Source organism: Pseudofrankia coriaricola, from assembly GCF_032027725.1.
Taxonomy (GTDB): Bacteria; Actinomycetota; Actinomycetes; order Frankiales; family Frankiaceae; genus Pseudofrankia.
Genome location: NZ_JASNFO010000033.1, coordinates 54,743 through 69,939, shown reverse-complemented (window position 1 = coordinate 69,939; position 15,197 = coordinate 54,743). Strand labels below are relative to the sequence as shown.

Annotated in this window: 11 protein-coding genes and 1 pseudogene; 6 read left to right on the top strand and 6 right to left on the bottom strand. The window is 75.8% G+C overall.

What is annotated here, in order from left to right:
- Positions 1-88: 88 nt before the first annotated feature.
- The gene (locus QOZ89_RS18640; protein ID WP_083419635.1) at positions 89-1,195 is read right to left on the bottom strand and encodes a 5'-3' exonuclease; all 1,107 of its coding nucleotides are present in this window, start codon (positions 1,193-1,195) and stop codon (positions 89-91) included.
- Positions 1,196-1,435: 240 nt separating this feature from the next.
- On the opposite strand from QOZ89_RS18640, the pseudogene QOZ89_RS18635 reads away from it, so the two are divergent.
- Positions 1,436-1,909: pseudogene (locus QOZ89_RS18635) on the top strand (Lrp/AsnC family transcriptional regulator); the annotation flags it as partial.
- On the opposite strand, the gene QOZ89_RS18630 reads toward QOZ89_RS18635, so the two are convergent.
- The 3 genes from QOZ89_RS18630 to QOZ89_RS18620 form a co-directional block, all read right to left on the bottom strand.
- Entirely contained in the window at positions 1,851-2,540 is a 690-nt protein-coding gene (locus tag QOZ89_RS18630) for a SigE family RNA polymerase sigma factor (RefSeq protein ID WP_491723659.1), read from the bottom strand. The pseudogene QOZ89_RS18635 and the gene QOZ89_RS18630 overlap by 59 nt on opposite strands.
- Before the next feature lie 142 nt (positions 2,541-2,682).
- A complete protein-coding gene (locus QOZ89_RS18625) occupies positions 2,683-3,822 on the bottom strand; it encodes a hypothetical protein (RefSeq protein WP_312624346.1) in 1,140 nt (379 codons plus the stop codon).
- Positions 3,819-4,442, bottom strand: a complete 624-nt coding sequence (locus QOZ89_RS18620; RefSeq protein WP_312624345.1) for a SigE family RNA polymerase sigma factor — start codon at positions 4,440-4,442, stop codon at positions 3,819-3,821. The genes QOZ89_RS18625 and QOZ89_RS18620 overlap by 4 nt, the downstream gene beginning before the upstream one ends.
- 197 nt (positions 4,443-4,639) lie before the next feature.
- Between QOZ89_RS18620 and QOZ89_RS18615 the strand changes: the two genes are divergently transcribed.
- The 4 genes from QOZ89_RS18615 (at position 4,640) to lnt (ending at position 11,360) form a co-directional block, all read left to right on the top strand.
- Entirely contained in the window at positions 4,640-6,253 is a 1,614-nt protein-coding gene (locus QOZ89_RS18615) for an amidohydrolase (protein WP_312624344.1), read from the top strand.
- 148 nt (positions 6,254-6,401) lie between these two features.
- Positions 6,402-6,965, top strand: coding sequence for a SigE family RNA polymerase sigma factor (locus tag QOZ89_RS18610; protein ID WP_071052577.1), 564 nt, complete (start codon positions 6,402-6,404; stop codon positions 6,963-6,965).
- Positions 6,962-8,209 carry a hypothetical protein gene (locus tag QOZ89_RS18605; RefSeq protein WP_312624343.1) on the top strand — a complete coding sequence of 416 codons (1,248 nt, stop codon included), beginning with the start codon at positions 6,962-6,964 and terminating at the stop codon, positions 8,207-8,209. The genes QOZ89_RS18610 and QOZ89_RS18605 overlap by 4 nt, the downstream gene beginning before the upstream one ends.
- A 217-nt stretch (positions 8,210-8,426) precedes the next feature.
- On the top strand, positions 8,427-11,360 hold the full coding sequence (gene lnt / locus QOZ89_RS18600) for an apolipoprotein N-acyltransferase (RefSeq protein WP_312624342.1): 2,934 nt from the start codon (positions 8,427-8,429) through the stop codon (positions 11,358-11,360).
- A 265-nt stretch (positions 11,361-11,625) separates the two neighbouring features.
- Here lnt and QOZ89_RS18595 read toward each other — a convergent pair whose 3' ends face one another.
- On the bottom strand, positions 11,626-11,970 hold the full coding sequence (locus QOZ89_RS18595; protein ID WP_007519376.1) for an RNA polymerase-binding protein RbpA: 345 nt from the start codon (positions 11,968-11,970) through the stop codon (positions 11,626-11,628).
- Positions 11,971-12,066: 96 nt separating this feature from the next.
- Here QOZ89_RS18595 and QOZ89_RS18590 point away from each other — a divergent pair, with 96 nt between their 5' ends.
- Complete coding sequence (locus tag QOZ89_RS18590) at positions 12,067-12,528, top strand: hypothetical protein (RefSeq protein WP_312624341.1); 462 nt, start codon at positions 12,067-12,069, stop codon at positions 12,526-12,528.
- A 21-nt stretch (positions 12,529-12,549) separates the two neighbouring features.
- Here the strand turns inward: QOZ89_RS18590 and QOZ89_RS18585 are convergent, their stop codons facing one another.
- A complete protein-coding gene (locus tag QOZ89_RS18585) occupies positions 12,550-14,790 on the bottom strand; it encodes a WD40 repeat domain-containing serine/threonine protein kinase (protein ID WP_312624340.1) in 2,241 nt (746 codons plus the stop codon).
- Positions 14,791-15,197 lie beyond the last annotated feature (407 nt).

The following is a 15,197-nucleotide window of genomic DNA, read 5'->3' as shown; positions in this document are numbered from 1 at the left end:
GCCCGGCGGGCCGGGTGCCCGGCCGGGCGGCGTGCGTGAGCGGCGGGCCACGCCGAGACGCCAGCCGCCGGCGGGCCGTCAGCCGCTGTCAGCGGCCGGCGGCCGAGGTCGCCAGGGCGCGGGCCAGCCGGGTCGCCGCGGAGGTGAGGCCCCAGCGCTCGGCGAGGGCCAGCACCCGGTCCGGGTCGGCCGGGGCCGCGGGCAGGGCGGTGCGCAGCGGCGGCAGCGGCACGTCCGGCACGACCCGCACGACGACCTCGGCGCGGTCCAGGTAGTCGCGGGCCACCTCCAGCCGCCGCCGTGCCCCGGCCGGGAAGCCGTCCTGCTGGCCGGCGTCCAGCGCGTCCAGCGCGGCGGTGAGCGAGCCGAACCGGGTCAGCAGCGCCGCCGCCGTCTTCGCGCCGATCCCCGCCACCCCGGGCAGCCCGTCGGACGGGTCGCCGCGCAGCGCGGCGAAGTCGCCGTAGGCCCTGCCTGGCACGCCGTAGCGGGCGGTCACGGCCGCCTCGTCGATGATCGCGAACTTCTCCACCGAGTAGCGGACCCGCACGGGCACGTCGTCGCGGATCAGCTGGAACAGGTCCCGGTCGCCGCTCAGCACGTCCACCGGCCCCGCCCAGCCCCCCGTCGGCGGCCCCTGCCCGGGTGCCGGGTCGCGGACGGCCCAGCCGTCGCCGTCGCCGTAGGGGAAACGGGTCGTGAGCGTGCCGATGACGTCGTCGGCCTCGAACCCGGCGGCCTGCGCGCGGGCGATGCCGAACGCGTCGAGCATGTCGTCGATGACCGGCAGCTGCGGCGTCAGCTCGTCGGGCACCTCCTCGACCTGCACGCCACCTTCACCGCCCGCGCCCGCGGCGCCCGTCGCCGCGTCGCCGTCGCCGGGCGGGACGGGAGAGACGGACGTTGACGCGGGCACCTCGGCCGGCGTGAGCACCTCGGCGACCCGGTGCGCCTTGTACGACGCCACCAGCTCGACGCGGAACGCCGGACGCCAGTCCGCGTCGAAGCAGCACACCAGGTGCCGCGGCCGAAGATCCAGGATCTGGCGGGCGAGCACGTCCAGCAGCCCCCGCACCGCGTTCACCGGCGTCCCGTCCGGCGCCGTCACCGACCGCGGCACCCCGTAGAACGCCCGGAAGTACAGCGACGGCGTGTCCAGCAGCGCCAGCCCGCCGCCCAGCTCTGTCCCATCCACACCGCCCACCCTGGCACGGCCCACCGACAACACCGACAACCCGGCAGCCCCGTCCGGGACGGACACACACCCAGACGACTGGCCCGTCCCGCCCCCACCGCCCCCGTCGAGGCACCGACCCAGGCCGGGCGCGACTCGGCCCATTACCATGCCCCGCCCACCGTGTCGCTCCTGGTGGCGCCCCACGAACCCGCCCGCAGCACCCGCTAGCCCATTGGTGCCATCAGCGGAGACAGCTTCATGACAGCCACGGGCGCGACAGACCGGAGCCCCGCTCGGCCACGCCGCACCCGGCGGATCACCGGTGAACGCTCCGCCCTGCCAGGCCCTACGCTGCCCCTCGTGCTGGAAGATCTCGACCGCCAGATAGTGCGGCTGCTGTGTGACGACGGGCGGATGAGCTTCACCGACCTCGCCAAGGGGACCGGGCTGTCCGTGTCCGCGGTCCACCAGCGCGTCCGCCGCCTGGAACAGCGCGGCGTGATCACCTCCTACACCGCGCAGGTCGACGCGGCGCTCGTCGGCCTGCCCCTGACCGCGTTCATCTCGATCAAACCGATCGACCCGTCGCAGCCCGACGACGCCCCCGACCGGCTGCGCCACCTCACCGCGATCGAGGCCTGTCACTCCGTCGCCGGCGAGGAGAGCTACCTGCTCAAGGCCCGCGTCGCGGCCCCCGCCGACCTGGAGACCCTCCTGCAGCAGGTCCGCGCCGCCGCGAACGTGTCCACCCGCACCCTCGTCGTCCTGTCCACCCCCTACGAGGGCCGCTCCCCGGCGCTCTGACGGCGCCGACGGCCGCCGGCAGATCCACCACCGACGGGGCCGGACCGTACCGGCCCTGGTCACTCGCGCGCAGCCTCGCCAGGCCCCGAGAGGCCTGGCTGCGTACCGAGCCGAGGGAGCAGCCGAGGGCGGCGGCGACGTCCGCCTCGGGTAGGTCGTCGACGTAGCGCAGGACGACGATGGCGCGCTGCCGGGGCGGCAAGGTCCGCAGGACGCTGATCAGGCTGTCGCGCTGGGTCATCCGGTCGGCGTGATCGGGGCCCGTGTCGGCGACGTCGGCGGTCCACTCACCGTCGACGACCAGCGGCACCTCGCCGACCCGGGCCCGCAGCCGCCGCCAGCGGCTGGTGGCACCGTTGACCACCGCCCGGCGCAGGTGGGCATCCTCACGGCCCTCGCCGATCTTGCCCCAGCGCAGGTAGATCTGTTCGAACGCCCCCTGGACGAGGTCCTCGGCCGCCGCCCAGTCACCTCCGGTCAGCAGGACCGCGCTCAGCAGCTGCCGGTTGGCCGCCCTGGCCATGAACTCCTCGAAAGCCCGCTCGTCATCCGCACGCACCCTCGCCTCCTCACCCGTGTCCGCTCCGTCGCAGTCCAGACGCGGCCGGCCCGGCGCACGATGAGATGGTTTCTCCCGGGCGGCAGCACGGCCACCGCCCGCGCGCCCCCCGCCGGCCCGGCAACGGCGGACGGCCACAGTGTCAGCCGGGGACGCACGCCGCGGACGCGACCCAGGTCAGCACGCCGCAGTAGCTGTCGGCGGTGAGCTTCCAGCCGTCGGCGGTGTCGACGAACCACGTCGGGCCGACCCGCGGAGCCGGTCCGCCGGCAATGACGAAGACCTGCGGCGCCACCACCGCCTCGGTGGCGCTGAGAAACACCACGTCGGCATCGTGGAATCCGACGGGCCGCAGGCCCCGCAGGCCAACCGGGTTCACCCGCAGCGCTTTGTCCAGCGCCGGGCGCATCCGTGCCCCGTCGGCCACGGCGGCCAGCATCTCGGTCCCGGACGAGCCATCGAGTGCGGCCAGCGCCGCCGCGTGTATCTGGTGGATGGCTCCTGCCCGGTCCACCGGCGTCGGCGGTGGACCGGGCACCGCCGCGCGTGCGATCCGCAGCACCGCCTCCCGGTCCGCTCCCAGGACCTCGACCCCGACCTGGGCGCCGCCCGGTTCATCGACCACCCAGTACACGAGGTACCAGCCGATCTTCGAGTACGCGGCCAGCACCGCGGGGTGGCCGCTCACCGTCGTGGGCGTCAGCACCGGTGGCGACGCGGCGACGTCCATCGGCCGACGCCAGTCGTCCAGGCTCCGTACCGCCCCGGCATTGCCTCCGGAACGCGTGACCGTCACCGTGACGGTCCCGTGCGGATCCGGCGTCGGCCCCCCGCTGGGCCGGGCCGAGGCGAACATGGCCTGGTACGCCAACCGGTAGTCGTCCGAATCATCCAGCGAGATGCGGGAGTAGTCGCCGCGCTGCCAGATCATGCCGTCCGGCAGCCACCCCAGGGACACTCCGTACACGGCAGGCCGCGGACCGGACGCCCCGCCCGCCGGTACCACCGACGCCCTGTCGTCGTCGCGCAGCACCTGGGGGAGGACCGCCGCACCGGCGGCGACCAGCGCCACCGCCACCGCGGCGGCGACCGCGACCAGCAGCCGGCGTCGCCGCGGCTCCCACCGCCCAGACCGCGCGCCGCGCGACATGACCTCCGCCGCGGCGGTCGCCGGCAGGCAGACGTCGCCGGCGGCCTCGGTGAACGCGGCGCGCAGGTCGCGCTCGAAGTCGGTCACCGCCGCGGTCTCGGCCGAGACCGCCAGCCTGTCCGTCCCGCTCACAGGGACACCTCCTTCACCGACGCGGGCCCCTCGGCCCCGGGCAGGACATGCCGCGCAGACGGCCCTTCGGAGGGCGCCGCGGGGGGCTGGGGCGGCGTGGCCGCGGCCCCCGGGCCGAGCAGCTCACGCAGGCGGGAAAGCCCCCGGGACGCGTGCGTCTTCACGCTGCCCTGGCCACAGCCGAGCTCGGCGGCGATCTGCGCCTCGGACAGGTCGTCGAAGTACCGCAGCACGATCACCGCCCGCTGCCGGGATGGCAGCCGCCGCAGCGCCCCGAGCAGGTCCTGGCGGTCACCCACCGCCCTGGCCACATCCACTCCGCCGCCCCGGTCCAGGCCGCCTTCGGCAGACCAGTCGACGAGGTCCTCCCGGGCCCTGCGCCGCCACCGCAGGCGGCTCGTCGAGGCGTTCACCAGGGCGCGGCGCAGGTAGCTCTCCGGCTCGTCGATGTCGTCCCAGCGCCGGTAGGCCCGCAACAGGACGTCCTGCAGCAGGTCCTCGCCCGCCTGGCGGTCACCGGTGAGGAACACCGCGGTGCGCAGCAGCGCCGTCCCGCGGTCAGCGACGAACTGCTCGAACGACCGGTCATCGCGGCGCGACAGTGCGCCACCGTCCGGCATGTACGTCCCCTTTCGCCGTCCCGTCCCTCCCACAGACGCCGCCGAACCCGCCGCGGTGGACACACCGAGGCATACGCCGCGGTCTCTCAGGGAACGGCACTGCCACGGCGAAGCCTCGGACCGCCCAGGTTCATGATCTGGTGGGCTTTTCCAGGCCGCGGAGGGCGGCAGGCAGACTTGGGCAGGTGCGCACCCGGATGTCGCCCCGGTCCGCCGGCGCCGAAGGCCGCCGGGACCAGGCGGTGCTCTACCGCGGCGGCCACGTGCACAGCCCGGCGTACCCGGGCGCGACGGCGCTGCTGACCGTCGGCGACACCGTCGCCTGGGTCGGCGCCGACCTCGACGAGATCGGGGCGCCGGGGCCCGGCAGCGGCGTCGACGCGGTCGTCGACCTGGACGGTGCGCTGGTCACCCCCGCGTTCGTCGACGCCCACCTGCACGCCACCGCCACCGGGCTCGCCCTCGGTGGCCTGGACCTCGCCGCCGCGCCCACCCTGGCGGCGGCGCTCGACACGGTCGCCGCCGCGGCCCGCGCCGACCCGGGCACGGCTCTGCTCGGTACCGGCTGGGACGAGACCCGCTGGCCCGGGCGGCGCGCCCCGGCCGCCGCCGAACTCGACCGGGCCGCACCCGGCCGGCTCGTCTACCTCGCCCGCGTCGACGGCCACACCGCCGCCGTCTCCACCACCCTCGCCGCCGCGTCCGGCGCCGCGGGCCTTCCCGGCTGGCTCGGCGACGGCCTCGTCGCGGGCGACGCCCACCACGCCGCCCGTGTCCACGCCTACGCCACCATCAGCCCCTCCCAGCGCGCAGGCGCCTGGCGGCGGCTGCGCGCCACCGCCGCTCGCCTTGGGATCGCGGCGCTGCACGAGATGGCCGGCCCCGACGTGTCCAGCGCCGAGGACCTCGCCGCCCTGCTCGCCCACGCCGCCGCCGAGCCCGGCCCCGCCATCCACGGTTACTGGGCGGGGGAGGCGGCCGTCCTCGCCGACCTCGACCCCGACGGCCGGCTCGCCGTCGGCCTCGGCGGTGACCTGTTCGTCGACGGGTCGCTCGGCTCCCACACCGCCGCGCTGCGCGCCCCCTACGCCGACCGCCCCGGCCATCGCCCCGCACCGATGCTGGACGCGGCCGCCGTCCGCGACACCGTGCTCGCCGCGGTCGCGACCGGCCGCCAGCCCGGTTTCCACGCGATCGGCGACGCCGCGCTCGACGTCGTCCTCGACGGTCTCGACGCCGCCGTCCGGACCGTCGGCGCCAGCCGGGTCGCGGCCAGCCGGCCCCGGGTCGAGCACTGTGAACTCGCCCACCCCGACCAGATCACCCGGCTCGCCCGCACCGTTGCCGTCGCCGTCGTCCAGCCCGCGTTCGACGCCGCCTGGGGTGGCCCGGACGGCATGTACGCCACCAGGCTCGGCGCGCGGCGGGCCGGCGCGATGAATCCGTTCGCCGCGCTCGCCGCCGCCGGCGTCGGCCTGGCCCTGTCGTCCGACGCCCCGGTCACCCCGCTCGACCCGTGGGGTGCCGTGCGCGCCGCCACCGGCCACCACACCCCGACCGCCCGCCTCGACCTCGCCACCGCGCTGCGGGCGGCCACCCACGGCGGCTGGCACGCCGCCCGTGCCGACGCCGACGGCTCCGGGACCCTCGCCCCCGGCCACCCCGCCACCCTCGCCGTCTGGCGCCTGCCCGCCGGCCTCGACCCGGCGGCCGGGCTGTCCCGGCCACCGCTGCCCGACCTGACCGGTGCGGACCCGGCCTGCGCCCGCACCGTCCTGGCTGGCGACGTCCTCTTCGACGCCGGCACCTGACCGCCGTCACGGCCAGCCCCGCCCCGAGCCCGTCCCCACCTCGCCGGCCGACGCGGGCCGGTTGGTCCAATGTTGTGAATGTGGCCGTCGCCCCGGACGGGCCGCCGCCGCGTCATGAGGACGGACCCAGACGGCGGAAGGGGACACCATGCCGGACGGTGGCGCGGCGCCGCGCCGCGACGACCGGTCGTTCGAGGACTACGTGGCCGACCGCGGCATGACCCTGCTGCGCACCGCCGTCTTCCTCACCGGCGACCGGCAGGCGGGCGAGGACCTGCTGCAGGACGTCCTGCTGCGCGTCTACCGGCGCTGGCGGCACATCGACGACCCCGACAGCTACCTGCGCCGGTCGCTGGCCAACGGCGCGGTCAGCCGGGCGCGGCGCCGGCTGACCGCCCGGGAGAACCTCGTCGACTGGGACGACCCCGACGTCGACGACCCCGCCGGGCCCGCTGACGAGGCGGCCCAGGCCACCGACCGCCACGACCTGCTCGCCGCGCTGCGCCAGCTGACAGCCCGGCAGCGGGCAGTGATCGTGTTGCGCTACTTCGGGGACCTGCCCGAGGCCCAGATCGCGGCCGAACTCGGCTGCGCGCCCAGCAGCGTCAAGACCCACACCGCCCGCGGCCTGCTGCGCCTGCGCGCGCTCCTGGGCCCTGGCGCTCCCGCTCTGCCCCCGCTGTCCCCGTCCCCGAAGGGAGCGACCGCATGAGGGCGCCCGAACCGGCCGGCCACGACGCCAGGCCGGGGCCGGCGGAGCTGGCCGGGTTCGAACGCCGCCTGCGCGTCGAGTTCGACGCCGCCGCGGCCGGCATCCTGCCCCCCGCGCCGACCGGCGCCGCCATCATCACGCGGCGCCGCCACCAGCGCCGGGCCGTGACCGCCGCCATCGCCGTGGCCGCCGCCGTCGCGCTCGTCACCGGCGGCGTCACCGTCCTGACCGGCACGACCCGCCACGCCGCCCCGGCGGTCGTCCCCGCGCACACCCGGCCCGAGACCCACATCGACGTGTACGGCGTGACGTTCGGCTGGCTGCCCCCGGGCGTCGCCCGCTACGACGACACCGTCACCGCCCTGGGCCCCACATCCAACGTCAACGCGCCCGTCGGCGTCGCCCGGCCAGGACCGACGGTCCAGCAGGAGCTGAAACTCGCCCCCGTCGCCGAGGTCAACCAGGCGCTGGCCGGCGGCGACCCGCCCAGCCCCGCCACCGCCTACACCGTCGCCGTGCTGCGCGTACAGCCCGATCCGCTCACCGGTGCTTCCCCCGACCCGGGCATCGAACTGCGCCGCCAGTGGGACCGCCACCAGAGGTTCTCCCCCGACTGGTCGGCCACCGAGGTCTATGCGCCCGGCCTACCCGCCCGGTCCACGGTGCTCATCCGCCGGGACGCCCGGCCGGCCGGCCCCTCGGCCGGTGACATCCCACCCGTGTCGTACGCCCTGTACGTCCACGTCCCAGGAGCCCCTGCCGGGGTGATCGTCACCGGTCCGGACGCGGACACGGTCGGGCGGATCGGGGCCGCCGCCACCGTCGGCCCCCAGCCAGCCGTCGCGCCAGCGCAGCGGGCCTCAGCCCTCGCCGGGTTCCGCCAGGCCGCGCACGCCGCGTTCGACGGCCCCGCCGGTGCCGGGATGCTCGCCGCCCTCACCGCTCCCGACCGGGCCCGGCCCGCGCTGACCGAAGCGCTGGCGAGCCACGGCGCGCGGATCCACGCCGTCCGGTTCGTCGGCCTCGGCGAGCTCGACGACGACGACGAACCCGACCCGCTGTTCCTCGGCACCACGGAAGCCACCGTGACGGCGAGAGTCGAGCTGCCCACCGCCGACGGCCAGGGGCACGGGACCATACCCGTCGAGCTGCGTCTCGTCCTCGCCGACGGCCACTGGAAGATCACGACGGCGAGCTACTGCGCCGCGCTGACCTCCGTGCTGCGCTGCCCGACCATCCCCTGACCCGGCCCGCGCCGCCCTCCCGGCAGCCACGAGGACAGAGCTACGTCACAGAACGTTACGAACGCCACGATGAGTACTCGCCAGGGGGCCGGGCAGGGCCGGACGGCACGGGGACAGGCAGATCCGGACAGCGGGGGAGCGGGCCGCAACCGGCCCGGGCGCGGGCAGGACGGGCACTCCCGCCCACCAGATCCGTTCTGTCCAGCACACTGGGACCGTGACACCGCCGTCCGCCGCCTCCGCGCGCACCGGCCCGCCGCCCTCGGTCGAGTCCCGCCCCGGCGGACCCGCGACCGAGGGCACGGTACCCGGCGTCGCCACCGACACCGCCCGGCCCCGGCGGCGACGCCTCCGGCCGCCCAGGCCCGCGACGCTCACCCGCGCCGTGGCCGCGCTCGCCGCCGGTGTCGCCCTCTACCTGGCGTTCCCCCCGGTAGGGGCCTGGCCACTCGCCCCCGTCGCCGTCGCCGCCTTCACCCTGCTGGTACGCGGCCGGCGGCTGTGGTCCGCCTACCGGGTCGCGTTCCTGTTCGGCCTGGGCTTCTTCCTGCCGCTGCTGCGGTTCGTCTCGTTCGTCGGCGAGGACGCCCTGGTCGCCCTCGCCATCGGCGAGGCCGCGATCCTCGCCCTCGCCGGCCCCGCGACCGTGCTCGCCCTGCGGCTGCGCGCCAGCTACGCCTGGGCCGCCGTCGCCTGCGTCTGGGTCGCCCAGGAGGCGGTACGCGGCCGCGCCCCCTTCGGGGGCTTCCCCTGGGGCCGGCTCGCGTTCAGCCAGCCCGACGGCCCCTACACGCCGCTCGCCGCCGTCGCCGGCACCCCGGCGATGACGTTCGCCGTCGCCGCCACCGGCGCGCTGCTCGCCCTCGCCCTGCACACCCTCGCCACGACCGGCCGCGCCGCGCTGGCCACCCGCCTCGGCGTCCCCGACGTCACCGCACCCCCCGGGCCAGCCACCAGCCCCACCGGCCCGGCCGCCGTGCCCGCCCAGCGGTCCGGCGACGGCGACACCCGCACCGGCCGGCACGGGCGGGCGCGGGTGCTCGCCCTCGGCGCCGCGCTGCCCGCCGCCGGCATCGCCGCGCTCGCCGCCGTCGGCCTCGCCGTCCCGCTGCCCACCGCGGCCCAGGACGGCACCCTGCGCGTCGCCGCGATCCAGGGCGACGTCCCCGAACCCGGCGGCCTCGACGCCCTCGGCGAGAAGTTCCAGGTCACCCGCAACCACGTCGACGAGACGCTGCGCCTCACCGCCGACGTCGACGCCGGCCGCACCCCCAGACCCGACCTGGTCGTCTGGCCGGAGAACTCCTCCGACGTCGACCCGTTCGCCGACCCCCGCGCCGCGGCGCTGCTCGACGAGGCCGCCCGCGCCGTCGGCACCCCGATCCTGCTCGGCGCCGTCCTCGACGGCCCCGGCGCCGGCCACGTCCGCAACGCCGGCCTCGTCTGGACCGCCGACGGCTGGGCCGGCCAGCTCTACGTCAAGCACCGACCCGTCCCGTTCGCCGAGTACCTCCCCGGCCGCGCCCTCCTGCAGAAGGTCATCACCCGGTTCGCGACCGAGATGCCCAACGACTTCGTCCACGGCACCGGCCCCGCCGTCCTGCCCGCCGCCGGCACCACCATCGGCGACGTCATCTGCTTCGAGGTCGCCTACGACGGCAACGTCCGCGACTCCGTCGACCAGGGCGCCCGCCTGATCGTCGTCCAGACGAACAACGCATCCTTCGGCCGCAAGGGCGAAAGCCAACAGCAGCTCGCGATGACCCGGATCCGCGCCGTCGAACACGGCCGCGCCACCATCCAGGTCTCCACCAGCGGACAAAGCGCCATCATCACCCCCGACGGCACCATCCTCGCCCAGACCGGCCTGTACGAACCGGGCATACTGTCCGCCGAGCTGCCACTGCGCACCGGCCGCACTCTGGCCGACCGGGTAGGCGCCATCCCGGAGGCGGTCGCGAGCGCCCTCGCGGCGGCGGCCATTATGGCTGGGATCGCCACTAGTAATTCCGGGGACAGAGGCCGCCGGAGGCGCGAAGGAGGAACATCTTCGCACCTCCTTTGGCCCTCTAGGCGCCGGCGCCCACGGCCAGCCGGTCCCACCCCGTCCGGCGCCGGGCACCCCGGCCCTGACGCCACCCCGCGGGACACCCCCGCCCCGCGGGCAGGCCACCGGCCCGACGGCCGTGGACCAGAAAGGAGCGGCGTGGACGCCCACCGGGTAGTCGTCTGCATGCCGACGTACAACGAACGGGAGAACCTCACCCGCACGGCCCACCGGCTCCGCGAGGCGAACCCGGCCGTCGACCTGCTCGTCATCGACGACAACAGCCCCGACGGCACCGGTCAGATCGCCGACGAGCTGGCCCGCGAGGACCCCCAGATCCACGTCCTGCACCGCGCCGGCAAGTCCGGTCTCGGCTCCGCCTACATCGCCGGCTTCTCCTGGGCCCTGCGCCACGGCTACGACGTCATCGTCGAGATGGACGCCGACGGTTCCCACCAGCCCGAGGAGCTCGCCCGCCTGCTGGCCCGGCTGAACACCGCCGACCTGGTCATCGGCTCCCGCTGGGTCCGCGACGGGCAGGTCCGCAACTGGCCACGCAGCCGGCTCATCCTGTCCCGCGGCGCGAACCTTTACGTCCGCGCCGCCCTCGGCATACCGCTGCGTGACGCCACCGCCGGCTACCGCGCCTACCGGGCCGACGTGCTGCGGGCCCGCGACCTCGACGCGATCCAGTCCCAGGGCTACTGCTTCCAGGTCGACCTGGCCTGGACCGCGTGGCGCGCCGGTTTCCGCGTCGCCGAGGTACCCATCACCTTCGTCGAACGCGAACGCGGCGCGTCCAAGATGAGCCGTTCCATCATCATCGAGGCCTTCTGGCGCACCGCCCTGTGGGCACTCACCTCCGGCCGCAGCGGCCCGGCGCCCCGCCCGCTGCCCACCACACCGGTCAGCGTCCCCGCGCCCTCCACCGAGCCCGCCCTCGTCACGGCCACCGCCACCGCCGGCGCGCCCACACAGCCCACCAAGCCCACGATCGCCACCACCAGTCCGTCCGCCAGCACGGCGACGTCACCCAGCTCCGCCGGCACCACCACCGTCAACCCGCCGGCGCCCGCCCACCAGCGCACCTCCGACGAGCCCTGACCCATGGCCAGGCGACCCCCGACCGGGAACCCGGCCCGGAGGACAGGCAAAAGGGGCGTGGCCTCGGCGCCACGCCCCTTTTGCCGCGTCCGCGGCAACACTTCCGCCGCTTCCGCTTCTCCGTGCTCTTCGCTCGCTCCGTCGGCCTCCGCCGGGCCGCGCCCGGCCGACAGGCTCCGAGGGTCACCCCCGGAGCAGAACAACTGACCCAGGCCCGCCGGGACACCACCCGAAGGGGCGGCGACCACGCCAGGCCCGCTACCCGTCAGCTGGCCTGGCGGCTGTCCCCACGCAGGACGGCCAGACGCTCCGCCAGAACCTCCTCCAGATCCGCCGTCGTCCGCCGCTCCATCAGCATGTCCCAGTGGGTACGCGGCGGCTTGGCCTTCTTCGGCTCCGGCCGCTCCCCGTCCACGATCACCGACGCCTCGCCGCACACCCGGCACTCCCAGACCGAGGGCACCTCAGCCTCAGCGGCGAACGGCATGGTGAACTGGTGGCCGTTCGGACAGTCGTACGACGCGGTCTGCCGCGGAGCAAGCTCCGTGCTGCGGTCGGTCTCGTAGGACACCGCGCCGAGACGGCTGCCCCGCAGAACGCGCTCGCCCATAGAACCCCTCCGAGCCGTTGATAACCGGTGTCTCTGTTCTCCGAACGTCGGAGCCAGCCGAGACGTTCCCACAACGGAAGGGTCGGTAACGAGACCGTGGCCACACTACGTGTCCGCACGCTCACATCCATCACACCGCAAGCCGGCGGCCGCACGCATCTCGGCCTGCTCGCCCTCGGCCGCTGCGCCATCGGCGCCGCCGCGCTCACCCGCCCCGTCACCGCCCTGCGCGCCACCGGCGTCGACCGCGTCACCGCCGAGAACACCGCCTGGGCCGCCCGCCTCCTCGGCGGCCGCGACCTCGCCCTCGGCACCGGCCTCCTGCACGCCCTCGCCCGCCGCCACCCCACCGACGGCTGGGTCTGGGCCGGCATCCTCACCGACGCCGTCGACGCCACCGTGCTGTCCACCGCCGCCGCCCGCCGGCAGATCTCCCCGGCCGCCGGCGCCCTCGCCGCCCTGCTCGGCGCCGGCGCGGTCGCCTGGGCCGCCCCAGCCCTCACCCGCCCCGCCGCCGCCGGCCCGACCGACCCGGACACAGACACAGACACAGACTGAAGTCCACCCGCGGGCCCCCGGTCACGGAACCGACCACAGCCGGGCGGTGCCGTCGCCGTTTCCGGTAGCCAGCAGCCGGCCATCCGGCGACAGGGCCAGGCTCGCCGCCCCGCCCTCAGGGCCCGCCACGTGGCGCGCGGTCAACACCGGCCGCGCCGGATCCGTCACATCCCACACACCGACACCCCAACAGCCCGCGGCCGCGAACATGTCGCCGTCAGGGGAGAACACCATCCGATATGCCCCGTCCGCGACCGGCACGCTCGTCGGATGCGCCGGGTCGGACACATCCCACAGCCGGGTACGATCATGGCCGCCGAGGCTGTTGGTGGTCGTCGCCAGCAGGCCGCCGTCGGCGGAGAGCGCCACCGCCACCATCTGAACGCCCTCGGCCAACGTGGCGACCGGACGCGGCCGCGCCGGGTCGGACACATCCCACAGCCCCGCGCCGACGCCCGCGGTCGCCAGCCGGCCGCCCTCGAGGGCAACCAGGTTCGTGTCACCGACCGGCAGCCGGGCGGCCAGCCGGCCATGGGCCGGGTCGGACACGTCCCACAGCCGGGCCGCGTCATAGAAGCCGCTGCTGGCCAGCAGCCGACCGTCCGCCGAGAACACCACCGCCCCGACCGGCCCGGCCTGCCCCGTCAGCGGCTCACCCACCTCCCGCGGACGTGCCCGGTCCGTCACGTCCCACAGGCGGATCGCCGCGTCGAACCCACTGGTCGCCAGCACCCCGCCGTCCGGGGAGAACGCCAACGCCTCAATGATGCCGGTCGTCGCGAACGTCCCACCGACCCGCGACGGCCGCGCCGCTTCCGACACGTCCCACAGCCGGACAGCCTGGTCGTCACCACCGACCGCCAGCGTCCGCCCGTCGGGGGAGAACGCCACCGCGTGCACGTTGCCCGAACCAGAGGACGCCACCCCGGACTGCTCGAGCACCCGCCCCCCGGCCGGCGGCTCGCAGACAACCTGCCCGGCCCCATCCGAGCCCTGGTCGCCACCACCGTCACGCGCCGTGAGGACAACGGCGGTGACGACACCCGCCAGGACGACGGCCGCGGGCGCGGCGACGAGCGCCAGACGCCGCCGGCCGCGCCGTCGCGGCGCGTTGCCCGCGGCCGGCACCCCACCAGCCACCCCACCCGGCGGCGGGACAAACGGCCCTGACTCGCCCTGCCAGGGCGCCCGCCGGGTCACCGCATCCGGATCCGGCGCCGCACCCATCGTTGCCCGAGGCGGCCCGGCGGGGCCGGTCACGACGGAGGTGACGGGCACACCCGCGCCATCCGCGTCACCGTCCCCGCCGACCGACCCGGCCGGCATCGGGGGAGGCGGGGTCGGCGGCGGGGTCAACCGGGCACCCGCATCCGGAAGCGTCGGCCCGGCCGCCGCCGGCCGCGGCGGGCGGGCCGCGAGCCGATGCAGCAACAGCAGCAACTCGTCGGCGGCCGGCCGATACGCCGGATCCTTCGACATCGCCCGGGCGACCAACGGACGCAGCGCCCCATGCACCGAGGACAGGTCCGGCGCCTCGTCGACCACCCGGCGCAGGACCACCGGCGTCGAGTCACCCTCGAACGGCGGCCGGCCCGACGCCGCGAACAGCACCACCGCGCCCCAGGCGTACACATCGGCCGCCTCCGACACCGGCCGGCCCAGCGCCTGCTCCGGCGCCATGAACCCCGGCGTGCCGATACTGCCGTGCGTCAGCGTCGCGGTGACGTCCAACGCCCGGGAGATCCCGAAATCGATCACCCGGGCACCCGTCCCGGACAGCAGGATGTTCCCCGGCTTCAGATCACGGTGCACGATCCCGGCCGCGTGAATCGCGGTCAGCGCCGACGCGACCGCGACCGCGAGACGCTCCAGCTCCGCCGGTGGCAACGGCCCACCCGCCCGGACAGCGGCGAACAGCGTCGGCCCGTCGATGAACTCCGTCACCAGGTACGGCCGCCGCCCGACCGTACTGACGTCGATCACCTCGGCCGTGCAGAACCGCGCCACCCGCTGCGCCGACCGTGCCTCCCGCAGGAACCGCTCCCGGAACTCGGGAATGCGCGCCAGATCCGGCCGGATCACCTTCAGCGCCACCAGCGGACCCGCGTCACCTCCCGCCCCGCTGGCCTCGCCGGAACCGTCGGCCACGCGGCGGCGCGCCAGGTACACACTGCCCATCCCGCCATCACCCAGCCGACCCAGCAGGTCATACGGGCCGACCGACGTCGGGTCGTCCTCGTCCAGCGGCAGAGTCGACACCACCGGCGAACCTCAACCCCCCTGGCCGCGAACCGGCCCCATCCCCGCGAACCGCGTCATACGGCCACACCTGCGGCGATCGTAGGGAACCCGGCGCCCTCCGTCCTGCGTGCTACCACTGACCCATGCCGCCGTCCTGGCGACACCGCACCCCCGCGGCGGCCAGCCGGCCCCACGGGGAATGCCCACACCAGCCGGACCGCTGCACCATGTGACGATCGACGACCCCACCAGGCACCCACTGGACCAGTCCCATCAGGACACCCGCGACCGTCAGCGACCACCCGCCAACCACCGATGGAGAAGCCGCCGCAACGGCGCACAGCGCCGACGCACCACCGCCGCGGGCACCCACGACCGGCGAGGCAGCGGCAAACGGCAAACCGTCCCAGCGACGCGTCGTCGTCCAC